Source organism: Pontibacter sp. 13R65, from assembly GCF_047525655.1.
GTDB lineage: Bacteria > Bacteroidota > Bacteroidia > Cytophagales > Hymenobacteraceae > Pontibacter.
The window spans coordinates 25,579-51,341 of sequence record NZ_JBLIQL010000015.1 but is presented as its reverse complement, the minus strand read 5'-3'; the positions used below and the strand labels follow the sequence as shown (position 1 = coordinate 51,341).

Below are 25,763 nucleotides of genomic sequence, written 5' to 3'. Positions count from 1 at the left end.
AGAAAATAAGGCAGGTTTGGACAAGTCTGGTACCTGAAAAACAACACATATAAATACAAACATGAAGAAGTTACTAGCAGGGGCTGCAAAAGCAGTAGGGTATATGTTGTTGTTAGGTGTAATGGCTTGTTCCAAAGACAAAGACCCGATAGCCGATGCTACTTACACGCAACCTCAGCAACCTTTCAGCATCGACAATATTCGTGATACTTACCCTGATCTGGCGCCTGTGGCTATGTCGAACAGGTGGGGCCCCTATAATACCCACGATCCCTCAATCCTGAAGACAGGTGAGTACTTTTACTCTTACAGCACCGATGTGGCGTTTGGAACAGCCGTGCAGCCTGGTATTCAGGTGAGGCGGTCGAAGGATCTGGTGGAGTGGGAGTTCAGAGGCTGGGCGCTTAGCGGACTGCCACCACAGGCTGTTGCCTACATCAGAGGTAAAAATGCTTCGCCAAATCAATCTATCTGGGCTCCTTATATAATGAAAATAGGGAGCGAGTACAGGTTGTACTACTCTCTTGCCTCCGATGGTTTTAGAATAAGCGCTATCGGGTTGTTAACCTCCTCCTCACCGGAAGGCCCCTGGACAGAGAAAGGCCTGGCTGTGACATCCGAAACCAATGGGCCTGGCACAAATGCCATAGACCCCTCGGTAGTGGTAACGCCATCAGGGGAGCACTGGATGCACTATGGCTCCGCCTGGGACGGCCTGTTTGTAGTACAACTCGACCCTGCCACCGGACTGGCTAAAACGCCTGGGGACCGGGGTAAACGCATTGTGCGCAGAGGGCAAACGAACGGGGTGTATAATGGCAACCTGGAGGGCCCGGAAATTATTTTTAACGAGCAGCAGCAAATGTACTATCTGTTTGTGTCTTACGACTGGCTCGAGAGCAAATATAATGTGCGCGTATACCGCTCTGCAAACCCCGATGGCCCATTTCTAGACTGGAGAGGAGCAAACGTAGACGATCAGGCCGACAACGGACCTATGATTCTGTCGCCGTACAAATTTATGAACCATGGCGGCTGGCAAGGCGTGTCGCATCCGGCTGTTTTCAAAGACAACAACAAGTATTATATCGCCCATCAAGGCAGACCGGGCGGACCCGGAAACGAGCGCTTTTACATGGTGATGCACGTCCGTGAAATTGTTTGGTCAGAAAATGGCTGGCCTCTGGTGTCGCCGCAGCGTTATGCCGCTGTGCCGCAAACCCCTGCCATTACTGCTGCCGACCTGGCCGGAGATTATGAGCAGATAGTGCTTACGCAAACGGTGGTGCCAGGCTATGGCAACGAACAGACAAATCCTGATTTTTCGGAGGCACGTACTACAAAACTGAATGCCGACGGCACCATAAACGAAGGAGGTAATAACACCTGGACCTACAACGCACCCTGGCTGGAGTTGAAATGGAACGGAGGCCAGTTCGTGGATAAAGTGCATGTGTCGCGGGGCCGGGACTGGGAAAACAAGATCGCCTCTACTATCGTCATGACCGGTTTCAACGGCGATGGTACCGCTATCTGGCTGAAGAAAAAACAATAAGCACGAATGCTGCCTCTGGCTTTTATGCCTGCAAAGCCAGAGGAATGTACACGCTACCGGCAGGCAACAGCTATAAGTATTAACCTATTTTACACACAACACAACTTTTACACACAACACAACATGACAAGTAAGTTTTCATCTTTTGCTGCTTTGGCACTGGGTTTAACGATGTCGGTTAATGTATCGGCTCAAAAAGCATCAACTTTTGTAGTACAAGCCAATCAACCAACTGCCACCGTGGCACCTACTATGTGGGGCTTGTTCTTTGAGGATATTAACCTCGGAGCAGATGGCGGAATTTATGCAGAGTTGGTAAAAAACCGCTCTTTTGAATTCTATAACCCTATGATGGGCTGGAAAGAGGAGAAAAGAGGCGGTGGTGAAGGCTCCTTGCTGGTACACAACCGCAGCGAAGTAAACCCCGCTAACCCACGTTACCTGCGCCTGCAGGTTAAGTCAGATCAGGGCGAATACGGCCTGATAAACGAAGGCTTCAGAGGTATGGGCGTAAAGCAGGGGAATCAGTATGATTTTTCGGTTATGGCGCGGCAGCACGAAGGCAGCAACCTTGCTCTGACCATAGAAGTTGTAAATGCCAAAGGTGAAAAAATAGGAGGAGCTACTCTTACACCATCTGGTAAAGAATGGAAAAAATATACTGTAAGCTTTACGGCTTCTGCCACAGAGCCTAAAGCACAAATGGTTTTATTGGCAAAAGGTAAAGGAGCCGTAGACCTCGACATGATCTCGCTCTTCCCGAAAGATACTTGGAAAAACCGCCCCGGTGGTCTGCGTGCCGACATGGTGCAGCTGCTGGCCGACATGAAACCAGGCTTCCTGCGTTTCCCCGGTGGGTGTATTGTAGAGGGCCGTACCCTGGATGAGCGCTTTCAGTGGAAAAAGACAGTTGGTAAGCCAGAAGAACGCGAGCTGATTGTAAACCGCTGGAACACCGAGTTCAGCCACCGCCCCACACCAGACTACTACCAGAGCTTCGGCCTCGGCTTCTTCGAGTATTTTCAGCTTTCTGAAGACATAGGTGCTGAGCCAGTGCCGATTTTAAACTGTGGTATGGCCTGCCAGTTTAACACCGGCGAAGTAGTGCCACTCGACCAGTTGGACCCTTACATACAAGATGCCCTGGACCTGATCGAATTTGCCAACGGACCTGCTACTTCTAAGTGGGGAAAAGTACGCGCCGATATGGGCCATCCCGCACCCTTTAACCTGAAGTTCCTCGGTATCGGAAACGAGCAGTGGGGCGAGCAGTATGTAGAGCGCTACAAAGTGTTTGAAAAAGCGCTTTCAGAAAAATACCCGAACATTCAGCTGATTTCTACAACCGGCCCGTTCCCAGATGGCGAAGAGTTTGAATACCTCGACAAGACGCTGCGCAGCATGAAAGATGCGCGTGTAGATGTAATAGATGAACACTATTACCGCCCTGCCAAGTGGTTCCGCGAAAACGCCACTCGCTACGATAACTACGACCGCAAAGGCCCTAAGATTTTTGCAGGTGAGTATGCCGCACAAAGTGTAGCCATTGCCAGCCCCGATAACAAAAACAGCTGGGAAATGGCCTTGTCTGAAGCTGCTTTTATGACTGGCCTGGAGCGAAACGCCGATGTAGTAACCATGACCTCGTATGCCCCGCTTTTTGCTCACGCAGAAGGTTGGCAGTGGACACCGGACATGATCTGGGTAGATAACCTGCAGGCTTATGGCACACCAAACTACTACGTGCAGAAGCTGTTTTCTACCAATGCCGGTACGAACGTGGTGCCTGTACTGCGCGACAACAAAGCCGTAACCGGACAGGATGGCTACTACGCCTCTGCCACTGTAGATAAAAAGACAAATGAGCTGATATTGAAAGTGGTAAACACCAGCGACAAAGCACAGAACGCAAATTTCACGATAGAAGGTATTAAGAAATTACAAGGCAAAGGCACACACACCGAGCTTACCAGCCAGAAACTGGATCAGGTAAACTCTTTTGCAGAGCCAAAAGCTATAAGTCCAACACAGAAGCAGGTAAATGTAAAAGGCAATACTGTTTCTATGTCGTTAAAGCCGCACTCGGTGAACGTGTTCCGGGTAAAAACATCTTAAAACAGGAACATGAGCCGTTTCTATAGTTCTTAAGAAAACCTCATGAGCAACCCGCCAGATTTAGGAGTTACCTCTTACCTCTGGCGGGTTTCTTTTTAAACAAATAAGCCCAGCCCAGCCTTAAGCAAAAAAGATGCTCTAACTCTCTGGAAGGCCTTTTTCATTAGAAAAATTAAAGTGCTGGAAGGTTACATGGCTAACTTGTTTTTGATAAATTTTCATTGTGTGAGTAAGCGGATAAGAGAATAAAATTTATCTTGGACACATTCCTACTGAAACAGCTTGTAAATCTTCTATTTCTGCACATTCTTAGGGTATGGACCCTATATTAGTAGGCAGCCTAGAATTAGATGTTTTAAGTATGGAGATATTGTAAACATTCAAACTAAACAGGTCTAACATTTATAATTTGTAATCTATTTGATCAGCATCTAACACATACCCATGCAAAAAAACAATTTTATGTTCCGTCCCGAAAGCAAAGTCTTTATCTGGGCTTTTCTACTAATGGGGGCATTTGCCTGCTCTTCATCAAAATCAGAACAAGCTGAAGCTGGTACAGGCACGGCTGAGGCCGCCTTAACCAGTCCGGACAAAAGCATCAGCGTTAAATTCAGTGTGTCTGACGACAAAAAAGCCTTCTATAGCATCAGCCGCCAGGATACTGTAGTGCTGCAGGATTCAAAATTGGGTGTGATGATGAGCGATGCCGACTTTACGCAGGGACTGGTGCTGGAATCGGTTTCGGAGGTAGAGCCGGTGCAGGACAGTTATGAGATACTGAATGCCAAGCGCAGAAACAATACGTACAAAGCCAACAAACAAACTTACCACCTGCGCAATGCAAATGGCCAGAAAGTGGACATTATTTTTCAGGTGTCAGACGATGGTGTCGCCTTCCGCTACCATTTTCCTGGCGAGTCAACAGACAAGAAAAAGATCAGCAAGGAGATAACAACTTTTAAGATGCCAGAAGGAACAAAGGCCTGGTTACAGCCCATGTCAGATGCCAAAACTGGTTGGGAGAAGACAAACCCATCTTATGAAGAATATTATCAAAAAGAAATTGCAGTTGGTACACCTTCGCCTATAAAAGCAGGTTGGGTATTCCCTGCTTTATTTCGTAGTGGTGGCACCTGGCTGCTCGTTACTGAATCGGCTTCTTACGGCGACTACTGCGCCACCCGCCTGCATGCCGAGTCACCGGGAGGAGAATACAGCATAGATTTTCCGCAGGAACAGGAGAAGTATCCTGGTGAGGTGCTGAACCCTGAATCTACGTTGCCGTGGTTTACGCCTTGGCGTATTATAGCTATCGGCAGCCTCAAAACCATTGCCGAATCTACTCTAGGCACCGACTTGGCTAAGCCAGCTGTTGCCATGGATCAGTCGTTTATTAAGCCGGGTAAAGCCTCGTGGAGCTGGGTTCTTTTAAAAGACGACTCTACCGTGTACCACGTGCAGAAGCGCTTTATAGACTTTGCTGCCGACATGAACTGGAACTACTGCCTCATAGACGCCGACTGGGACAAAAAAATAGGCTATGAAAAGATAAAAGAGTTGGCCGACTATGCCAAAACCAAAAATGTAGGTCTGCTGCTCTGGTACAACTCTGCCGGCCCCTGGAACACCGCCCCCTACACTCCCCGCGACAAAATGCTGACACGCGAAGTACGCCAGAAGGAGTTTGCACGGTTGCAGCAAATGGGCATTAAAGGCGTAAAAGTCGACTTCTTTGGCGGCGACGGACAATCAGTCATGCAGTACTACATCGATATCCTGAACGATGCGGCTGCTCACAAACTGCTGGTGAATTTCCATGGCTGCACCTTGCCACGCGGCTGGCAGCGCACCTACCCGAACCTGATGACGATGGAGTCTATAAAAGGGATGGAGTTTATAACCTTTGAACAGGAGAATGCCAATGAAGCGCCTGCGCATACTACTATGCTGCCTTTTACCCGCAACGCCTTCGACCCAATGGATTTTACGCCAGTAAACCTTACCAAAGTGCCGAACATCGACAGGAAAACGACGGTAGGGCATGAATTGGCGCTGTCGGTTGTGTTTTTATCAGGAATCCAGCATTATGCCGAAACGGATTGGGGCATGAAGACGGTGCCGGCTTATGTAAAGAACTTTATGCGGCAGGTGCCCGCCATTTGGGACGATAGCCGTTTTGTAGATGGTTATCCCGGAAAGCTGGCTGTAATAGCGCGTAAGGCAGGAGACCGCTGGTATGTGGCCGGCATTAACGGAGAAAACACAGAGAAGAAAGTGCAGCTCGACCTTTCGTTTATAAATAAAGCAAAAGGCGAGTACATAACCGACGGCAACGAAAAATCATCGTTCCGGAACAACACCATAGATTTATCTGCCAATAAAACCCAGGAAGTTACCCTGAAACCGAATGGCGGATTTGTGATGGTATTTTAGTGCAGGTTGAGGTTAATCTTAAACAGAAGGAAATAGAATATGAAGTTGAAGTTAAAAGGCCTGCTGCTGGTGTTCTTGTTGGCAGGTATAAGTCTGCAGGTGCAGGCGCAGGAAAAGGAAAAATGGCAGCAAGTAGGAGAAGTAAGGCAGGATATTGTTACACACGATCCGGTTATGGCCAAGCACGGCGATCGGTATTACCTGTTCAGTACTGGTCACGGCATTTCCAATTGGTCTTCAGACGATCTGAAGAACTGGAGGCTAGAAAAGCCTGTGTTTGAAACAGCGCCACAATGGGCCGTAGATGCCATTCCTGGATTTAAAAACCACATTTGGGCTCCAGACATCAGCTTTTACAACGGCCAGTATTATTTGTATTATTCGGTATCGGCATTTGGTAAAAATACCTCGGCCATCGGCTTGGTTACAAATCCTACCTTAGATCCGAACGACCGGAACTACAAGTGGACAGACCATGGTAAAATTATTCAGTCGTACCCTGGTAAAACCAACTGGAACGCCATAGACCCGCATATAATCGCCGATAAAAAAGGTACTGCCTATATGAGCTTCGGATCCTTCTGGGATGGGCTGAAACTGGTAAAGCTGAGCAAAGACAGGAAGAGTATTGCCGAAAACCCGGACAACCTGCCTACTATTGCCAGTCGCAAAAAAGATCCTTCGGCACCTAATCCGCCAGCTATAGACAATAACCCTGTAGATGCAGGAGGCAATGCCATTGAGGCACCCTTTATTTTTCAGAAAGGCAAATACTACTACCTCTTTGCTTCTATAGACTACTGCTGCAAAGGCGTAAACAGCTCCTATAAAATGATTGTTGGCCGGTCTAAAAAAATCCCTGGCCCCTATGTAGACAAAGATGGAGTACCTTTGAACAGAGCAGGAGGTACACTGGTACTAGAAGGAGACGAAAACTGGCATGGCGTAGGTCATAACTCCGTCTATACGTTTGATGGCACCGATTACCTGATCTTCCATGGCTACGATGCCAATGCTAACGGAGCGCCTAAACTGCGCATCGAAAAGCTGAACTGGACCAAAGACGGCTGGCCCATTATTCAGGGCAAAGAGTAATTGTAGCTGGCTTTAACCACATACCTTGGAAGCAGTTTTGCCGTTATCAAAACTTTATAAGCCGTTTATATAGCTAAAAGGCTCTGGAAGGGCATTTTTATTAGAATAATTTATTTCCTGAAGGAGATATGCCTAACAAAGAGTAGTTTTGCTGCTGCTGAAGAGGCACTACGCTAGTATCTATCCATCTTTTATATAAAAGACCGAAACATGAAAATTCACACCCGATTACCTTTTGCCCTGCTCTGTGGCGGTATGCTAATGTTGGGAGCATGTAACCAAACTTCCACAACCGAAGAAACAGCTGCAACTGAAACAACTACCAGCAGCGAACAAGCTGTACTACCGGCCAGGGCAGATTTTCAGAAGACCATAGATGGCAAGGAAACAGACCTTTACATCCTGAAGAACAAAAACAATGTACAGGCTGCCATCAGCAACTACGGCGGTCGAATCATCAGCCTTTTGGTGCCAGACAAAGATGGCAACATGCGCGATGTTGTAATTGGCTTTGGCGATGTGGACTCCTTTACCAAGGGAGCTGATACCTTTTTTGGTGCCACCATCGGGCGCTACGGAAACCGTATTGCCAAAGGCAGGTTTAAAATAGACAATACCGAATACAAGCTTGCCACCAACAACGACCAGAACCACCTGCACGGTGGCGAAACAGGTTACTCGCGTGTAGTGTGGGATGCCCGCCAGGTAGATGACAAAACGCTGGAACTGACGTATCTTTCTAAAGACATGGAAGAAGGTTACCCTGGCAACCTCAATGTAAAGGTGACCTACACCCTTACCGACGACAACGAGCTGAAGATCGATTACGAGGCAACAACAGATAAAAAGACCGTTGTAAACCTGACCAACCACGCCTTCTTTAACCTGAACGGCGAAGGCAGTGGTACCATTAAGAACCACTTGCTGCAGATTAATGCCGATCACTACACGCCAGTAGACGAAACCCTGATACCAACAGGCGAGCTGGCCCCAGTAGAAGGCTCTCCATTCGATTTCAGGAAACCGACAAAAATTGGCGAGCGAATAGAGCAGGACCACGAGCAACTGAACTTCGGCAAAGGCTATGACCACAACTTTGTGCTGAACACCACACAAGGTGGCGGAATGACCAAAGCTGCCACTGTGGTAGGTGACCAGAGCGGGATTGTAATGGAAGTGTTTACCGAGGAGCCGGGCATTCAGTTTTATGGCGGCAACTTTTTGGAAGGCAAAAACACCTTGAAAACAGGTGCGAAAGATGAACACAGATCCGCCTTCTGCCTGGAGACACAGCATTTCCCGGATTCTCCGAATCAGTCAAATTTCCCGTCTACCCAGCTAAACCCTGGGCAAACATATAAAACCACTTCTGTTTACAAGTTTTCCGTACAATAATTCGTTAAAGGAGTGTTGCAGCAGTTCTTAGTTGCTTCAGGCAACTAAGAACTGCTGCATTTTTTTATGCAAGAGCTTGTGCCGGAGCCAGTATATCCCAGGGAGCATTTTGTAACTTTGTTGCTGAGGCGCGTACACCTGCTGTAAACAGATGATCATTTTACATAATAAAATTTAAGCTGATATGCCTGTCATACTTCCTGTAAAAGGTAAAAAACCCCAAATGGGTAACGATTGCTTTATTGCTGAAAACGCTACTATCGTAGGCGATGTAATATTGGGCAACGAGTGCTCGGTATGGTTTAATGCCGTTATCAGAGGAGATGTAAACAGTATCCGGATCGGCAATAAAACCAATATTCAGGATGGCGCGGTAATTCATTGTACCTACGAAAAAGCGGCTACAGCTGTAGGAAACAATGTCTCTATCGGGCATAATGCGATAGTGCATGGTTGCGTAATAGAGGACAATGTGCTCATAGGGATGGGTGCCATTGTAATGGATAATGTACTGGTGCAAAGCAATTGTATTATTGCAGCCGGAGCCATTGTGCTGGAGAACACCATCTGTGAGTCAGGGTTTATTTATGCCGGTATTCCGGCCAAAAAAGTAAAACAGATCAACGATGAGCAGGAGGCTGGTCTGGAAAAACTGGCAAACAAATATGTGATGTACAGCAGCTGGTTTACAGGCCCCATGTAACCCAAAAGTACTCTAACAAGTACAAAACAATGAAAGCTGCCTCGCTAGAGGCAGCTTTCATTGTTTTGTACTGAAGCTATCAGCTTTTAAAAATTATGTTGCTCTTTTTACCCTAGAACAATTCATGCTCATTTTGCATCCTGAAGGCCATTTTTATTGGAATAATTTGAGCGTGTACTATTTGAGGGGGTATACTTCATAAATAGAAACTACCGGTGCCACCGGCTTTTAGCTCGTGGCAGCAGGGAGAGCCAGTCTTTGATTATGCAGGTTCAGGAATTTCCAGTCTCAGCTGGTACAGGTCAAAACCTTTGGCCCAGAAGTCTTTTTCTATCTTTTCTAACTTGAACCCAAGCTTCTGGTAGAACAGGAACACTAACTGCGAGGTCCGGACGACAACTAGCCTTACAACCGGATTTTTTTTGATCTCGTTTATTCTGAATATGGTAAGCGTTTTGCCCAAGCCTTTCCCCTGAAAATCGGGGTGAATGATGTCCCAGGAAATGCGGGCAGTAGCGCCACCATCGAACCAGTTATATCCGCCGGAACCGATAATGCGACCAGCTTCTTCCAGTACAAAATAGTTTTGAGCATCCTGTTCCAGGTACACAACAAAGTCCTCCACCTCCGAAGCATCAAAAAACTCCGGAATGTTAAGCTGTAGTAAAGCAACAAGGGATTCACGATCTTTTGTTTCGTAAGGTCTGATCATGCCATTATCTTCCCCATTTAAAAAGAGTTTTACGAAGCAGATTTCTCCTGCATTTCCTCCCGCACTCTGAGTAGCACCGACTCTACTTTTCGCTCTGATTTTTCGAGCACGCTAACTTGGTACTGGTTAAAAAGGGCTGTGTCGTTTATATCTTCTGGTATCTGACCATAGATCATGTTTACCAGGCCGCCAACAGTCTCGTAATCTTCACCCTCTGGGAGGGGATATGGCAGGTGGTCGTTTGCGTCTGTTATAGAGGCAGACGCATTTACTTTGTACTCATAGTCGTTGAGCTGTTCTACAATTGGCACTTCCTCATCGTACTCATCCTGTATCTCGCCCACCAACTCCTCAATAATATCCTCAATCGTGACAATGCCCGATACGCCGCCAAACTCATCGGTGGCAATGGCCATGTGCATGTGGCGCTTCTGGAACTGCTTTAGCAAAAGGCTGATTTTTTTCGTTTCCGGCACAAAATAAGCTTGCCTGATGAGTTTCGACAGCACAATGGGTTCCTTCAGACGCAGCAGTGTAAGTATGTCTTTTACATAAAGCACACCTACAATATTGTCGATGTTGCCATTGTAAACAGGTAATCTGGAGTAACCTTCGTTAAAGATAACCTCCATCAGCTCTTCTACCGGTATGTTTATGTCTACGGCTACCATTTTCGTTCTCGGCACCAATATTTGCTTTACCATGCGCTCGTTAAACTGAAATACATTCTCGATGAGCTCATGCTGCGAGTCATGGATCACGCCACCCTCCATACTCTGCTCAAACAGCAGTCGCAGTTCTTCTGCGGTATGCACCTCGGTGCCATGCAGTGGTCTGATGCCTACGGCACGCAAAATAAAATTGGAAAAGCCGTTTAGTAGCCAGATAAACGGCCTGAACACAAAGTAGAAAAAGCGCATAGGCACTGCAACAGCCAAAGCAGTAGACTCAGACCGCTGAATGGCCAACGACTTAGGAGCCAGCTCACCAAACACAATATGCAAAACAGTAATCAAGGCAAAGGCAATGGGGAGGGCAATTTTGTGCGCCAGTTCGTCGCTGCCACCATAGCCAAAAGCCTCCATAATATTGATGATTATGCGCGATACCACGCTTTCCCCAATCCAACCCAAACCTAGCGATGCCAGTGTAATACCCAGCTGCGTGGCCGAAAGGTAGGCATCGAGGTGAGAGAGCATGTTCTGCGTTAGTTTAGCGAGGGTGTTGCCGGTTTGGGCCCGCAGTTCTATCTGAGAGGATCTTACTTTAACAATAGCAAATTCAGCTGCCACAAAGAAGCCATTTAGGGCAACAAGTAGTATAGTTAAAAATATGTCTAAGGCCATAGGGGGAATTAGCTGTATAAAAGTACCGCTAAAGCTGTAAAATTAACTAAAATACGTGCTTTTACTAGAAGAGTATGTGAATTGAATTGCAAAAGCATTGCGAGAAGCCACTAGCATCGCAAAAGAGCCCTTTTATTTTAATATACACCTGCATAGCATAATAAAAAAGGCGCCCTAAGGCGCCCTTTTGTTGTTAGACACTAGGCAGGAGATCAGTAGTTGGCTTTGCTGTGGGTGCTTTAACGGTTTTTAACAACTCGTTGGCATCCGGCTGAAGTGGAAGCGATCTGATTACTTCGCCTCATCTCTTTCGGAAACAGCTTATACACCTATACTGAAGCGTGTCTTGGAAGGAATGTTATCGTCTTGGTTAAAATTTTTGTTCTATTGTTTTTAAATTTAAAGCTTTCTCAAAATGCAGCAGTTAACTAACTAGGTTTAATAATTGGTAGCAATTGCTGTAGGATGTTATGAAATATATAAAAATATTCTGTTAAAATGTACTTTAAATTTAGCTTATTCGGGAGCTTGTAAGTTAACGGTCCGGTTTAAAGGGTGAAGAACAGGCTAGAATAGGTGAACGAGCTATTTAATTATGAGGTAGCTGCTCCTTATGCGACGAAGAAAATGAAATCTATAAAATAATGTAGCTACATTAAAATACCTTTTCTCTTCAACAAGGCGTTTTAAGTCTGACATTCCGGCATGCAGTTAAAAGCTGGACCACATGCTGCCACCACGGGCGGTATGCCGCTTTAAGGTAAATTCCGTACTTTTGTATTACGATCTAAAACAGCATGACCTGGTACACAAGGTTTGTTTTTGTCTGATTTAGAATTGGCTTCATATGTACTGCTGCTGGAGTTGCCAGGGTAGTGCTTTAATTATAGATTACTTCATGAACAACCTGACTTTATTACGGCATCTGCTGCCGCTTTTACTTCTGTTTACCCTTGTAGGGCAAGCACAGGCGCAGGTGCTTAAACCGGCTACCTGGAGCTACGATGTGTCTAAAAAACAAGTAGAAGTAGGAGAGGAGGTGGAACTCATTTTCAACGTCCGCATCGACAAAGACTGGTACCTCTACTCCTCCGACTTCGACCCGGACCTGGGGCCCATGGTAACGGAGTTTAAGTTTGCCAAACATCCTTCCTACGAGCTGGTAGGCAAGGTTAAGCCTATCAATCCAAAAAAGAAGTACGATGACCTGTGGGATGGAGAGTACACCTATTTTGTAGGCACTGCCCAGTTCCGGCAAAAGATTAAAGTGCTGCAGGCCGGACTGCTTGTAAAAGGAACTTATGAGTACCAGGTGTGTACCGATGTAACAGGCAAATGTATTCCCTTTGATGATGACTTTACATTTAACACCAGCCAGATACAGGTAACAGCCGCCGCCGCGCCGGCACCCGGCACAACACCTGCCACCACTTCCCCGTCAGAAGCACGGCAACAGCCAGAGGCTCCGGCAGGGGCCACACAAGCACCTGTGCCAGATGCTGCAGGAACTGCAGCCACACCAGAAGCTGCCTCGGTAGATACCGCAGCCTCAGCTCTTGCCGCCGACAGTAATACAGTCGGCCAGGCTGCCATTGCCTCAACAGAGCCGGTTGCACCAGCACCGCTACAAGGTTACGATCCAGGCGAAGAAGCAGAGTCTGGAGGTTTATGGGCCTTTTTTCTGGTAGCCTTTATATTTGGGCTAGGCGCCCTGCTAACACCATGTGTTTTCCCAATGATTCCCATGACAGTTAGCTTTTTTACCAGCAGTGGCGACAGTCGGAGCCAGGGCATTTTTAAGGCTGCTATCTATGGTTTGTCGATTATTGCGATTTACACCCTCATAGGCACAGTAGTAGCTAAGTTATTTGGGGCAGATGGAGCTAACTTTATCAGTACACACTGGCTGCCTAACCTCCTGTTCTTTGCTGTGTTTGTCATCTTTGCGATGTCATTTTTCGGCCTGTTCGAGATTACATTGCCTAGTTCTTTCCTGACCAAAGTAGATGCCCAGGCCGACAGAGGTGGTATGATTGGTGTGTTCTTTATGGCTTTTACGCTGGTGCTGGTATCCTTTTCCTGCACTGGTCCCATTGTAGGGAGTATTCTGGTAGCATCAGCAGGTGGTGAAACCGTAAGGCCTGTTATGGGTATGTTTGGGTTTTCACTGGCCTTTGCCCTGCCGTTTACCTTGTTCGCTATTTTCCCGTCGTGGTTGAGCACCCTGCCTAAGTCTGGTGGCTGGCTGAACTCCGTAAAGGTGGTGCTGGGTTTTATTGAACTGGCCCTGGCACTTAAATTTTTGAGTATTGCCGACCAGGTATACCACTGGGGCATTCTGGATCGCGACATTTACCTGGCACTCTGGATCGTGATCTTTACCTTAATGGGCTTTTACCTGCTGGGCAAGCTCAAGTTCTCGCACGATTCTGACCTGCCTTACCTAAGCGTGCCGCGCCTGTTTCTGGCCATTGCTACCTTTGGCTTTGTGGTGTACATGATTCCAGGTTTGTTTGGTGCGCCGCTCAAAGCACTGGCCGGTTACCTGCCGCCACAGTCCACACACGATTTCGACCTGAACGCGCTCATTCGGCAACGTGGAGGCAGTACTGCAGCCGCATCAGCCAACCAAATTTGTGAACAGCCAAAATATGCAGATTTCCTGTCGTTGCCACATGGGTTGCAAGGCTACTTTGACCTGGAGCAAGCTAAGAAATGTGCCGCCGAGCAAGGCAAACCTATCTTTATCGACTTTACAGGCCACGGTTGCGTGAACTGCCGCGAAATGGAGGCCAACGTATGGTCGGACCCGGAAGTGCTTCGCCGCCTGCAGGAGAACTATATTATTGCTGCTTTGTATGTAGACGATAAATCGGAACTGCCGCAACAGGAGTGGTACACCAGCAGCTACGACAACAAAGAGAAGAAAACGCTCGGCAAGAAATACGCCGATTATCAAATTACCAAGTTTAACGTGAATGCTCAGCCTTATTACGTGCTGATGGACGAAAATGAAAACGTGCTGGTAAAGCCTATTGCTTACGACCTAAACGTTCAAAACTTTATCAAGTTCCTTGATGCTGGAGTGGCTACTTATAAAGCCAATCAGCAGGCGCTGTAGTTTCTGTCTACAGCATCTGTTGCAGGTTGTAAATACGGAACTCAATTAATCTAACCCATTTGTGTGGTAGCCGGATGTATTTATTGCTCTTCCGCTATTCCTCTTTTATCGATCTTGTGGGCGAGAGGCATTAGCAGTGGCTATTTGCTTTTTGGTTCAAATTCCTCGCTAGTGTGAGCTTGTAGCTCGTACTTTCATGCCAACGGTATAACCTTCTAGCGTGAGCGAGATTCGTTAGCTTCTGCTATTTTTGGGTTAATCTAAGTTCGCATAGCAACTGCCCTGCTGTGACAATGGATTGAGGCTGTTTTATTGTTGGCTTTCTTGTTCTTTTTGTCTTGATACAAAAAGAACCAACTTGATACAAAAAGAACCAAAAAAATCAAGACGATTTTGAACTCGCTGAACGCTCAAACAAAAAATCGTCAGTAGGTGCACCTGGCTCAAGTGTTCGCTCTGTTGCCACCTGCCGCAATACATTGGTTTAGGTTAGTCTTCCGGTAAATTCTTCTAATGAATTTGACCTCCCAAAGCATTTTTTGTGATTTTGAGTCAATGCTTTGTAGGATATTCGGAGCCTACGTTTTCTTCATTTCATTCAACAACCGCACTGTCATCAATCCTAAACCAGCCAGCACAACAGCCAGAGCTACCCAAATCAGGATTTTGGAGGCAGGTGTTTTAGCAGGCTTTGCTGCTGTTGGTAAAGCCGTTGCTTTTCCGGGTTCCAATGCTGGTAAGGCTGTAGGGATATTAGCTTTAAAGTGCTGCAACTCATAAGCAGGAGAAGCAGCAGCCTCGTCTCCAAATTTTAAGGTGTATTGTTTACGGGCCTCCAGGTTTGCCACCAGGTAGCGGTTGAGCTGATATACTTTTACTGTCGCTACGTCCAGCGGAGGGTTATCTGCATTGTCAATTTCTATAACCAATTCCTCTGCCTGCCTGCGTGGTAACTCCAGCACGGCAGGGGTGTTAGAGCTGAGGGTGAAAGGAAGGAACGAAGCAGATTGTTGCAGCCTGCGTTTTTGCTTCCGAAACAAGCCACGGCGCCTGAACGTGCTACTCTCCGCTTCGGTGAGGATGCGGGCAGGGCGGTAATATAGAGCAGGTGAATTGATTTCAAACTCTAGCCGCTCCGGGTACACCGGCTGCGGAAACTGCAAGCGCAGGTACGTTTTTTTAGTGGCGGCGCTATCGGTTCGTGAAAAGCTCTGCTGTGGCAGAAGCGTGTATTTGCCGCTTTCGGGGTGCGTGTCGTAGTAGCCGGCGTTTACAATGTTGAGGGGAGCGCTGCTGGAGTCGTTGAGCACAAGGCGCAGGTACTTATAATCGTTCAGGGGGAAGTTGAGCAGCTTAACTTCGGTGGTGCCCTGCGTGTTTTCGATGGCGTAGAGCATGTCTTTTGCCTTTAGCACATACCAATCGTGCTGGTTATCGCTGCCACTGAGTGCCACCTGTTTCTGCACATCGGCATTGCGGATCAGCAGGCTGATGTTATTGATCTTGCGCTGCTCCGGGTTTGCAATAACCAGTTCGGAACAGCAGTCCGTGCGGTGGGTATACGAAACGATCTTGTAAGGCTGAAAAAGCTTCCGGTACTGCACAGGCTCCTCGGTGCGCAGCAGGTAAGGAACTTCTTTCCCGGCCTTATCATACAGGCGTATGTCGGCCAGGTCCTGCTGCAGCTGCCCTGTTATTTCGGGAGTGAGCAAAATATTGTGGTAGCCGTTGTGAGTAGGTGCCGGTACGGGTGCCTGCCAACTGTATTGCTGCGCTACGGCAGCGGGTATAGAGCAACTGCACCAGAATAGCAGCAGGAGCAAAAGGCTATAGCTGTGGCGCATCGGCAGGCGTGTCTGAAATAGCAGCTGAGCTTGCATCATCCTCTAAAATTAACACTTTCAGCTTCTGGTACATAAACGACACCACCAGCAGTATCACACCCAGGCAAATAAAGGCTGCTATTTTGCCTCCTTCCGAAATGCCTCTGATATCAAATAAGAACAGCTTGAGCAGTGTCAGGAAAAAGAGGGTGAGCGAAATAATACGGAGCGTCTTTAACTTGCGCGACATCCCTATTGTCATAAAGGCAAAGGAGCACACGCCCCAGAGGATGGCAAAACCGATTTTTCGAATCTGTGCCAGCTGGGTGCCAAGGTCGGTGCCGGAGTTATAGCTGCTGAGCAGAACCAGGTGCTCCAGTTCGGCGCTTAAAATAAACACAGCAACAAAGCTCATAAACCATAAGCTGATTTTGCCGATTTTGCTTTTAAACCCGACCTGCTGGTGCACCAACCGGAGTACCAGCGCCATAAGCACCACCACCAGCACCAGTGGCAGGTAATGCCAGGTAAAATTACTGAGCTTTTCGCCTGTTTCAGTTAAGTACAGGTCGCGGGCAAGCATAGCGGCAGGGTGCAGCAGCACCAGGTATATTGCTATGGCCAAAACTGCCAGTCCGGCAATGGCATTGGTCAGCTTTTGCAGGTACAGGCGCTTAGAGAACAGCAGCAGCCCTACCAGGAACAGGTAATTATAAAAAGCCAGTATAAAGGTACTGGTGCTGTAGGATTGGTCATAGCGGATAAGCTGGTAGCGAAGTTCGAGCAGTAAGGTCAGGTACAGGCAAATAACCAGCAACACACCAACTATGGCACGATACTCCGGGGCAGGCAGCATCTGGATCAGCACCAGTTCTACCTCCTGGCGCAGCAGCCGCAAGGTTATTGCCAGTGCAGCCACTGCCACAATGCCGGTAACGAACAGCTTGTTAAACACAATGTGGAGTGGTTCGATGTTAGTGGCGTTGTATGCGGTCCAGTCCATGAGCAGGCTCCCGAACATGAGCACGAGCACTGCCACCGATGCCACCCGAATAAGTGCAATGCCTGACCGCTGCGATAGCCACAGCAGCAGGACTGCTTCCAATGCCCAGAAAAGGGTAATATAATTTCCCTCCAGCTGCACCGGTGCCGCTAAACTCAGGAAAGTAAGCACCAAGCCAATGAGCAGGTACACCAGGTTACGGTCGGCCTTCTGGTTCTGGTAGAGCAGGTAGGCAAAAGCAAAGTTAAACACGGCAATGGCTACTGTAAACAAACCCTGGTAAGCACCGCCTGCCAGATGCTGCAGCACATACATGCCAGCCGAGTAGTAGAGGAAGGTGTTGCTGAGCAGCATCATTATTTCTGGTGCCGTAAATCTGCGCTGCGCCCTTACGTTATTAAGGATGTTCATCAGGAAAAACACCAGGTAAAAGATGGTGGCAAACACCAGCGCCCCAGTATAAGGCGGATCTGCTTCGCCTACGACACGGGTGGTAAGCCAGCCGCCATAAAGGATAATGGTAAACACATAAGCAATGATGTTGAGCAGGTTCCACTTTTTAAAGTAAGCCAGCACGAGAATACCCAGGTTCAGGATGAGCACAAAGGTGAAAAGCACCATGTAATTGCCTTCGCCGGTGCTGATCATAAACGGGCTGCCAAAGCCACCGATAAGTGCCAGCACTGCCAGCTCCATGCGGTCGTAAGCCACCGACAGAAAAATAGTAAAGCCTGTGATCACCACCATGATCAGGAAAGCGACCGTTTGGCTGAACAACTGGTACTCATGAAAGGCAATGGCAATGGTGAAGTACAGTACGGCCATACCTCCACCCACTAATACCGAACTAAAAGGTTTGTACTCCTGCCGCAGCCGGTGCGCCACACCTAACAAAATACCACCTGCCAGAATACCGATCGCTACGCGCCCTACTTCGTTTATCCAATCCTGGTCTATGGCGTATTTCACGAAGAAGCCAATGCCCAGCACCAGAATAGCGATACCTAACTTGTTAATCAGATTTTCGCCTATAAACTTCTCCCAATCGAGGTTCTTTCTGAAGTTCGTGAAAACGCTTTTGGTTGCCGCTGCTTCTGGGTTAGGCTCTGGTGCGCCTGCGAAAGCGGCTATAGGTGGAGCCTGTACAGGCATACTAGGCAATGCCGGCTCTTGCAGCGGCTGTTCTCTTGGCAAAGGTGCAGGTGCCGCAGTAGGCTGTTCAGTTGGTGCTGCTGTAGGTGCTGCCTTGCTCTGCTGTTTTACCAGCTCGCGCAGTTTCTGAATCTCTTCGTTCAGGTACCTTACCTCCTGCGATTGTTGGCTAATCTTGGTTAAGAGTTGGTTGCCGAACCAAAACACCAGCACTACCAGAAGCAAAAGCAGGAGTATTTCCATGGGGAGAGAAGGCAATTTAGCTGCCTATATTACTAAATTTTGGCAGAAATAGAAAATTCCATTCTCTGGACAGGTTTCTACGCTTTCTAAATTTAGAATATGACCAAAGTAAGACTTGCGGCTTAGTTGAGCAGCTTCTCTTGTCGCAGCGCTTCTAATAAAAACAGGTTAAACTTCCTCACGCCAGGCTGGGTAAGGTGGTGATAATCGTAGAAATCTGTTTCGGAGGAGAGGTGGAGCTGGTATTTACCTTCGTTAAAGTCTAATAAGGCAATGTCATACTGCTGTAAGTAGTTAGTTAACTGCTTCATAAAAGCGCTATAGTTTTTAACAGCTGTTTTATACTCGTTTGTTACTGGCGCAACTACAAACAGAGGGGTGGCACCATGAAATCGGGCTTGCTGGATTATTTTCTCAAGATAAACCAGCTGCTCTGGCTTCAGCTTCGCTTCTTTTGGCTTGAGTTTGTTCAGGTTTGATGTCTGGTGTGTAAGGGTAGAGGAGACAAAGCCACCAGGTATATACTGTTCTGTCGTATTTAAGATCGGTTCCACTTGCTTCTGTGGCTCCCATATTCGACTAAATGCAGCAGCTATCAATGTATTAAATGTACTTACATTTTGGGTTGAGACAGTCATCTCAACCATTGTTTTGTTTACTGGAACGCTAGAGAGTAGGTCTATGCAGGCTTCCGCTCCGTTATCTTTCAGCACCTCCCAATATAGCTCTACTACCAGGTACTTTGGCTGCAGACGGGGGAGATGATCCTGAAGCAGGTAATAGGTGTTGAGCGGACTTTGTGCCGTAGTGCCGAGGTTAAAGGAGCTGTAACCTGCCTCGTCAAAAATGCGTGTGTCGAAACCCCGGTAGGCGTGGGAGGAGCCGATAAACAGGAAATCTACTGGGCCAGTAATTTGTGCTACTTCCTGCATACGCCTTGTGGTGTTGCCTATGCCTGTGCCAGGCTTATCCAGCCTTACATTAAATAAATTATTTAGGTTTGTGAAGATCAGTAAAGCAATTACCAGCAGGTAAGTAATTGGCAAGGTGATTAGGAATAGCAGGATTTTCAGGAGCAGCTTTTTCATTTATCAGAACTGAAAGTAAATGAATGCTGTATCGGAAAAAATACCCAAAATGATTAGTGCAACCACAAAAAGGTTGTAAACCGACCATCGTAGATACAGGGGAGCAGCAGCTAAGCGTATACGGATAGGTCTAGACCTTTGCACAAGCTCCACACTCACCAATACAAAGAGTAGGAGCCACGATAGCACATAAGTATACCCTGAATAGCCAAGAAATAGATAATCCCGTTGTAGCTTGCTCGTTGGACCTAGTATAATCTGCAGGCTATCGGCAAAGCCTGTAAAACTGTGGGTTAAAATATAGCTGGCATCGGTGATGGTTTCGGCGCGGAAAAAGATCCATGCCAGGCATACCAAAGCAAAAGTCCCTAGCGCTCTAAAAGCCTTTTTAAGCTCTGGACTTGTGTTTTTATTAGAATAATTTGATTTTCGTTGAGGGGCGAAGGCAACCTCCAGTATCAGGAAGAGGCCATGCAGCGCCCCCCACACCAAAAAGGTCCAGTTGGCGCCGTGCCAGAGGCCGCTGACCAAAAACGTGATGAAGAGATTGTAATACCAGCGCCAGCGGACGACGCGGTTGCCTCCCAGCGGAATGTAGAGGTAATCGCGGAACCAGGTGGAGAGGGAGATGTGCCAGCGGCTCCAGAACTCACGGATGCTTGTGGAAAAATAAGGCCTGCGGAAGTTCTCCATCAGTCGGAAACCCATTACTTGTGCCGCCCCGATTGCCATGTCGGAATAGCCGGAGAAGTCGCAGTATATCTGGAAGGCGAAGAAGACGGTGGCCACCAGCAGGGGCAGGCCCTCGTAATCGGTGGGGTTGCCGTAGACCTGGTTGACCATCAGCGCCAGCCTGTCAGCGATGACCACTTTCTTGAACAGGCCCCAGGCCATGAGCTTTAGCCCGCCGGTAAGGCGCTGGTAGTCGAACTGGTGCTTCTCGCGGAGCTGGCCCAGCAGGTTACCTGCCCGCTCTATCGGCCCGGCCACCAACTGCGGGAAAAAGGTGACGAAGAGGGCGAAGATGCCCAAATGCTTCTCCGGCTTTACGCGGCCATAGTACACGTCAATAGAGTAGCTTATGGTCTGGAAGGTGTAGAAGGAGATACCCATTGGCAGCAGCAGCTCAAAGGCAGGGGCGGCATAGGTTACACCCAGCAGCTGCGCCAGGTCCTGCGCTGCAGAACTGAAGAAATTAAAATATTTAAATGTAAAGAGGATGCCAAGGTTGGAGAGCAGGCTGAGCCAAAGCCAGGGCTTCCGCCGCTGCCGTTGCTCCTCCGGGTGGCGGCCCATCATACGGCCACAAGTATAGTCGATGAAGGTAGAGAGGACCAGGATCAAGGCATAGTCTACGCGCCAGAACATATAGAACACGTAACTGGCCACCAGCAGCAATACCCACCGGAATCGGTGAGGCAGCAGGTAGTAGAGCGCAACTACAGTCGGGAAAAAGACAAGAAACTCGATGGAGTTGAACAGCATCTGGCGGCAGCGGGTTAAGCAACTGCTAATTTCTTTATTTTCCGGGGAAGGGACAAAGGCTTTTTGAAAGAACGCAGGGTATAAGACACAAGATCTTTTCTGAAGCAGAAGTAGAGTTGATCGTTTTAATCCGTTTTTTCTCCGATGAATTTAGCTCCTGGCGTGGCCGCTCGTTTGCCGGCATTATGGAGTAACAGATGAAAGAATTATGCAGTCTAAAATTCGGAATTAAGTGGTCTGTGCCATCTTAGGCATCTTATTAATCTGAGATTCAGAATACAATGAAATTGCCGACTGGGATAGCCTGCTGCTGCTGATGATGATCAAGATTTCGAATCGCAGAAAATCCTGTGTCCTGTGTCTGAAACCCTATGTCTATAGAAAAAGCCCTGCTGTTTAAGGCAGGGCTCTTCAAATTTAGACTATGATGCCTAAACAAGATCTAGCATCTATAATCTAAAAGATTATTTTGCTTCGTTAAAGCGTCTGGTTACTTCTTCCCAGTTTACAACGTTCCAGAAAGCGCTGATGTAATCAGGACGACGGTTCTGGTAGTTCAGGTAGTAAGCGTGCTCCCATACATCCAGACCCAGAATTGGCTGTCCGCCGCAACCTTCTGCGAAAGGCATAAGAGTAGAGTCCTGGTTTGGAGTAGAGCATACTTCCAGCTTGCCATCTTTTACACAAAGCCAGGCCCAGCCTGAACCGAAACGTGTAGCAGCAGCTGCATTGAATTTCTCTTTTAACTGGTCGAAAGAACCGAAAGCGGAGTTGATAGCATCTGCCAACTCGCCAGTAGGCTCGCCGCCTCCGTTTGGAGATAGCACTGTCCAGAACAGGTTGTGGTTGTAGAAACCACCGCCGTTGTTGCGAACCGCTTTGTTGTCGGCCGGAATGCTGGTTAAAATTTCTTCGATAGACTTACCTTCTAACTCAGTTCCCTGAATAGCGTTGTTCAGGTTAGTGGTGTAGGCCTGGTGATGCTTGGTATGGTGGATTTCCATGGTACGAGCATCGATATGTGGTTCCAGGGCATCGTAAGCATACGGAAGTTGTGGAAGTTCAAAAGCCATAGTTTTTATATAGTTTTATATGTGTAACATTACATACGCACATAGTTGCGCATACGTTTGTTCTTAAAATATATGCTTCAAATATAGTTAATTTCTTTTACTTGTAAAGAAGGTTGTCATGAGTTCGGCGCACTCCTGTGCTAATATGCCGCTCACCATCTCTGTTTTGGGGTGAAGCAGGTTTACGCCTAAGCGCCTGTAGCCACGTTTGGGTTCTGCCGCACCGTATACTACCCGCTTTAATTGTGCCCAATAACTGGCTCCTGCACACATCACACAAGGCTCTACGGTAACATATAAAGTGCAGTCGTGGAGGTATTTGTTTCCCAGGTACTCCGAGGCGGCAGTAAAGGCAATCATTTCGGCGTGCGCTGTAACATCGTTCAGCTTTTCGGTTTGGTTATAGGCTTTGGCTATAATGCGGTTGTTGCAAACAATAACAGCACCTATCGGTATCTCGCCTTCTGCCAAGGCATTTTTTGCCTGCCGGTACGCCTCCTGCATAAAATACTCATCGCTGTGAATAGATAAAATTCCCATAATTGGTTTTGCTGTTTTACCCGAAGGTATAAAAAAAGCCGCTCCTGCAAAAGAAGCGGCTGATGTAGGTATAGCAACAGGTGCTATTATGGCTGCTTATACCCCACTACCAGTATTTCGTCTGCACGATATACCGGATTGTCAGATTCGGAAGAAACACTTTTTACCAGCGCTTTCAGATTAGGCTTTTCAGCAGAGAAGGTTTCGTCATTGGCGTCTTTGTAAGTAAAATGTACTGGGAACAGATACGTGGAGGAGATTGGAGCACCGCCTTGTGTGGCAGGCGACCAGGTACGCATCTTCTTGAGTACTCTGATTACTTCTTCTTGGAAGATATTCGGAGCTGGTGAAGCCATTTTAAAATCCCCTATTTTGCCTTCTGCATTTATAGTAGCCTGTACCACTACATAGCCTACCATCTTTTGATTATGTGCCGCTAGCGGATACCTGACTGTCGTTGCAATAAAGCGATACAACTTTTGCTTTCCACCTGGGTACACAGGTTCCTGTATCTCTGTTTCTAAGGCTGATGTCTTATTCTGTGCCTGCTCCTGAGAGAGGGGCAAGGTGCTGGATGAGGTCAGGAACATCAGGAAAACAAGCAAGGGTAGCACCAGGATCATCCTTGTTTTAGAAATCTTGTTTTCAGCTGACTGTTTCATGTAAGGAGGTTTTATAGTAAGTATTATAAATATATGATCGTTTTTATATTTCTTAAAAACAATTTAATAATATTTTTTGCTTATAAAAAAAGGCCCCTCCTTGTGCAGGAGAGGCCTTATGAATGGAATGTGAAGGTTTATTTTACTTTTATAGATTTCATAACCTCTTGTGCAGTAGGCTGCCACTCTTTTTTCATGGTAAAAGGCACATGGAAGGTAAAAATTAGCAATTGGTCGCCTTGCACGGCATATTGTATAATGCTGTAGCGCTGTACCGGAGCCAGATTACTGCCCTGGCGCGTGTCTGTAAGCGTAGATACAAATTCAAACACGATCTGGTCTTTGCCTTTTACAGAAGTAATTTCTTCTCTTATAAAATCAACATTGGTAAATTTCTCTGTTATAGAAGCTTTGTAGAACTCGCGCAGCATCTCGAGGTCGGCTTCTTTAAAACGGGTGCGCTTTTGTGTTACGCTGAAATCTACCTGGCCATTGGGGCTTGAGTACACAGCAAGTGGTTTGGTAGTAGAAGGGTATTTGCGTGCAATGCCGTCGTCTGGCATAGGCAAAAAGTCCTGCGGTAGCATCACGCTAATTTCTTTGGTGATATTGATTTTTTTAAGCTTGGTATTGGCAAATGCGGCACCAGCTATCAGGATTATAACTAAAAAGGCTAGGTAACGAAAGTTCATAGGTTTAGTAGGCAAAATTCTAAAATCCGGTAGCAGAAAAACTTCAAGCTGCGGATGCAATTACTTTGCCAAACGTGCTAAAGCCAACTTAAATTATTTTGCTAGCGCAAAAAGTATTAGAGGCTAGAGGTTTTTGTATGCTTTAAAATCTTCTTTTTCTGGTTCCCGTTAGACAATGAACAGAAGGAGGCCTAAAATAGTGCCTGCGCCACACCATTCTAAAAAATACAACTATGTTAGATAAAGTAATATCACAGGTAAAAGGGCAGCTAACCGGGGAGTTGCAGAATAAATTTAAGCTGGAGCCTGACAAAGCAAATCGGTCTGTGGATATGGCAAAAGATAACCTGACGGAAGGGCTGAAAAAAGAAGCTGTGAACGGAGACTTTGGAGGCATTATGGATTTGCTGCAAGGTAATAAAGCAGTTGGCGACCATCCGGCTGTAAATAGCATGATCACTAATTATGTTGGCGACCTTACCTCCAAGCTAGGAATACCGGAGCAAACGGCCAAGCAGGTTGGGCCCTTTGTTATTTCGTTTCTGATGCAGAAATTCGGAGGCCAGGTAACCGGCGATGGCTTGAGCAAATTAGACATAATGGGCTTGTTTGGAGCCGGCATGAAAGATAAAGTAACCAAAGGCCTTGGCGATAAGTTGGGAGGTTTTTTTAAGTAAATCCAACAACAGGCTCTGTTTTCGGGCTGCCTGCTATGTCTTACCGATAGGAAGTGTTTAACGCTTTTATACAAACTCAACAACGAAAGCCATGCCTAACAGGTGTGGCTTTTTTGTAGTTGTTTTGAGCCTGCTTGTGCGGTTGGTAGGGCACTTGTAACATTCTTTGTTTTTTGCCTGCACCACATGTGGCGCTACGGATGTCAGATATTAGAGATAATTTTTGGTGTTTTTTGGTAAGTAAAATATTGACTTTAAAGAAAGGTGTAACAGGCAGTTTTATACAGTATGACTAAATTCTAAAATAGGTCATACATTTTACAGCCAGTTGCGCTAAATTTGTCCCCATACCTGCAATGCCGCTTAACCTACTGCCTTGTTTCACCTTTAATCGCGTATGGTCGAAAGTACAGATGTTGTTCTGCTGAAGTTTCTGAAGTTTGGATTGGTAGGCCTTACCGGCACAGCCCTGGACTTTGGTATTACCTACCTTGCAAAGGAGAAGCTGCGCTGGAATAAGTACGTAGCCAATAGTGCTGGTTTTGTGGTGGCCGTAACAAACAATTTTTTCCTGAACCGCATCTGGACATTCCATAATCACGACCCGGGGCTAGGGTGGCAATACAGCAAGTTTATGTCGGTGGCGCTACTTGGACTGGTATTTCACACGCTGCTGCTGTACCTTTTCTCCGATAAACTAAAAGCCAACTTTTACCTTTCTAAGCTGGGGGCCACCTTTATCGTGTTTGTCTGGAATTTTTTCCTGAACTACTTCTTTACTTTTTAAAAGCTCTTTACCCCCAAATCCTTAAAATACCTCCGGAAGGCGATTTTTATTAGCAGAATT

At 47.0% G+C, this 25,763-nt stretch carries 19 protein-coding genes; 9 read left to right on the top strand and 10 right to left on the bottom strand.

Annotated elements, in window-relative coordinates:
• Nucleotides 1-61: 61 nt before the first annotated feature.
• From ACMA1I_RS16395 to ACMA1I_RS16370, 6 genes are all read left to right on the top strand, one after another.
• Nucleotides 62-1,555, top strand: coding sequence for an arabinan endo-1,5-alpha-L-arabinosidase (locus ACMA1I_RS16395; RefSeq protein ID WP_337069495.1), 1,494 nt, complete (start codon nt 62-64; stop codon nt 1,553-1,555).
• 123 nt (nt 1,556-1,678) lie between these two features.
• Complete coding sequence (locus ACMA1I_RS16390; RefSeq protein ID WP_337069493.1) at nt 1,679-3,670, top strand: alpha-L-arabinofuranosidase C-terminal domain-containing protein; 1,992 nt, start codon at nt 1,679-1,681, stop codon at nt 3,668-3,670.
• Between the two features lie 444 nt (nt 3,671-4,114).
• A complete protein-coding gene (locus tag ACMA1I_RS16385; protein ID WP_337069492.1) occupies nt 4,115-6,106 on the top strand; it encodes a glycoside hydrolase family 97 protein in 1,992 nt (663 codons plus the stop codon).
• A 39-nt stretch (nt 6,107-6,145) separates the two neighbouring features.
• A complete protein-coding gene (locus ACMA1I_RS16380; RefSeq protein WP_337069491.1) occupies nt 6,146-7,201 on the top strand; it encodes an arabinan endo-1,5-alpha-L-arabinosidase in 1,056 nt (351 codons plus the stop codon).
• A gap of 210 nt (nt 7,202-7,411) precedes the next feature.
• A complete protein-coding gene (locus ACMA1I_RS16375) occupies nt 7,412-8,596 on the top strand; it encodes an aldose epimerase family protein (protein ID WP_337069490.1) in 1,185 nt (394 codons plus the stop codon).
• A gap of 184 nt (nt 8,597-8,780) precedes the next feature.
• Nucleotides 8,781-9,299 (top strand): gamma carbonic anhydrase family protein, encoded by a 519-nt coding sequence (locus tag ACMA1I_RS16370; RefSeq protein WP_337069488.1) that lies wholly within the window; start codon nt 8,781-8,783, stop codon nt 9,297-9,299.
• Nucleotides 9,300-9,561: 262 nt separating this feature from the next.
• On the opposite strand, the gene ACMA1I_RS16365 is transcribed toward ACMA1I_RS16370, so the two are convergent.
• Both ACMA1I_RS16365 and ACMA1I_RS16360 read right to left on the bottom strand, forming a co-directional pair.
• The gene (locus ACMA1I_RS16365; RefSeq protein WP_337069487.1) at nt 9,562-10,011 is read right to left on the bottom strand and encodes an N-acetyltransferase; all 450 of its coding nucleotides are present in this window, start codon (nt 10,009-10,011) and stop codon (nt 9,562-9,564) included.
• Between the two features lie 29 nt (nt 10,012-10,040).
• Entirely contained in the window at nt 10,041-11,357 is a 1,317-nt protein-coding gene (locus ACMA1I_RS16360; RefSeq protein WP_337069486.1) for a hemolysin family protein, read from the bottom strand.
• 898 nt (nt 11,358-12,255) lie between these two features.
• Between ACMA1I_RS16360 and ACMA1I_RS16355 the strand changes: the two genes are divergently transcribed.
• Nucleotides 12,256-14,478 carry a protein-disulfide reductase DsbD family protein gene (locus ACMA1I_RS16355; RefSeq protein WP_337069485.1) on the top strand — a complete coding sequence of 741 codons (2,223 nt, stop codon included), beginning with the start codon at nt 12,256-12,258 and terminating at the stop codon, nt 14,476-14,478.
• 578 nt (nt 14,479-15,056) lie between these two features.
• On the opposite strand, the gene ACMA1I_RS16350 is transcribed toward ACMA1I_RS16355, so the two are convergent.
• The 8 genes from ACMA1I_RS16350 to ACMA1I_RS16315 form a co-directional block, all read right to left on the bottom strand.
• Nucleotides 15,057-16,361: a DUF3999 family protein gene (locus ACMA1I_RS16350; RefSeq protein WP_337069484.1), complete on the bottom strand. Its 1,305-nt coding sequence runs from the start codon at nt 16,359-16,361 to the stop codon at nt 15,057-15,059.
• Nucleotides 16,306-18,699: a DUF2339 domain-containing protein gene (locus ACMA1I_RS16345; RefSeq protein ID WP_337069483.1), complete on the bottom strand. Its 2,394-nt coding sequence runs from the start codon at nt 18,697-18,699 to the stop codon at nt 16,306-16,308. Before ACMA1I_RS16345 ends, ACMA1I_RS16350 begins: the two co-directional genes overlap by 56 nt.
• A gap of 122 nt (nt 18,700-18,821) precedes the next feature.
• Nucleotides 18,822-19,787 (bottom strand): hypothetical protein, encoded by a 966-nt coding sequence (locus tag ACMA1I_RS16340; RefSeq protein WP_337069482.1) that lies wholly within the window; start codon nt 19,785-19,787, stop codon nt 18,822-18,824.
• Between the two features lie 3 nt (nt 19,788-19,790).
• A complete protein-coding gene (locus tag ACMA1I_RS16335; protein ID WP_337069481.1) occupies nt 19,791-21,272 on the bottom strand; it encodes an MBOAT family O-acyltransferase in 1,482 nt (493 codons plus the stop codon).
• Between the two features lie 464 nt (nt 21,273-21,736).
• A complete protein-coding gene (locus tag ACMA1I_RS16330; RefSeq protein WP_337069480.1) occupies nt 21,737-22,345 on the bottom strand; it encodes a superoxide dismutase in 609 nt (202 codons plus the stop codon).
• Between the two features lie 87 nt (nt 22,346-22,432).
• On the bottom strand, nt 22,433-22,885 hold the full coding sequence (locus ACMA1I_RS16325; RefSeq protein WP_337069479.1) for a nucleoside deaminase: 453 nt from the start codon (nt 22,883-22,885) through the stop codon (nt 22,433-22,435).
• Between the two features lie 86 nt (nt 22,886-22,971).
• Nucleotides 22,972-23,547, bottom strand: a complete 576-nt coding sequence (locus ACMA1I_RS16320) for a TonB family protein (RefSeq protein ID WP_337069478.1) — start codon at nt 23,545-23,547, stop codon at nt 22,972-22,974.
• A 137-nt stretch (nt 23,548-23,684) separates the two neighbouring features.
• Nucleotides 23,685-24,239 carry a hypothetical protein gene (locus ACMA1I_RS16315; RefSeq protein WP_337069477.1) on the bottom strand — a complete coding sequence of 185 codons (555 nt, stop codon included), beginning with the start codon at nt 24,237-24,239 and terminating at the stop codon, nt 23,685-23,687.
• A gap of 233 nt (nt 24,240-24,472) precedes the next feature.
• On the opposite strand from ACMA1I_RS16315, the gene ACMA1I_RS16310 reads away from it, so the two are divergent.
• Nucleotides 24,473-24,916, top strand: a complete 444-nt coding sequence (locus ACMA1I_RS16310; protein ID WP_337069476.1) for a hypothetical protein — start codon at nt 24,473-24,475, stop codon at nt 24,914-24,916.
• A 397-nt stretch (nt 24,917-25,313) separates the two neighbouring features.
• Nucleotides 25,314-25,703, top strand: a complete 390-nt coding sequence (locus ACMA1I_RS16305) for a GtrA family protein (RefSeq protein ID WP_337069475.1) — start codon at nt 25,314-25,316, stop codon at nt 25,701-25,703.
• The last annotated feature ends 60 nt before the right edge of the window (nt 25,704-25,763 follow it).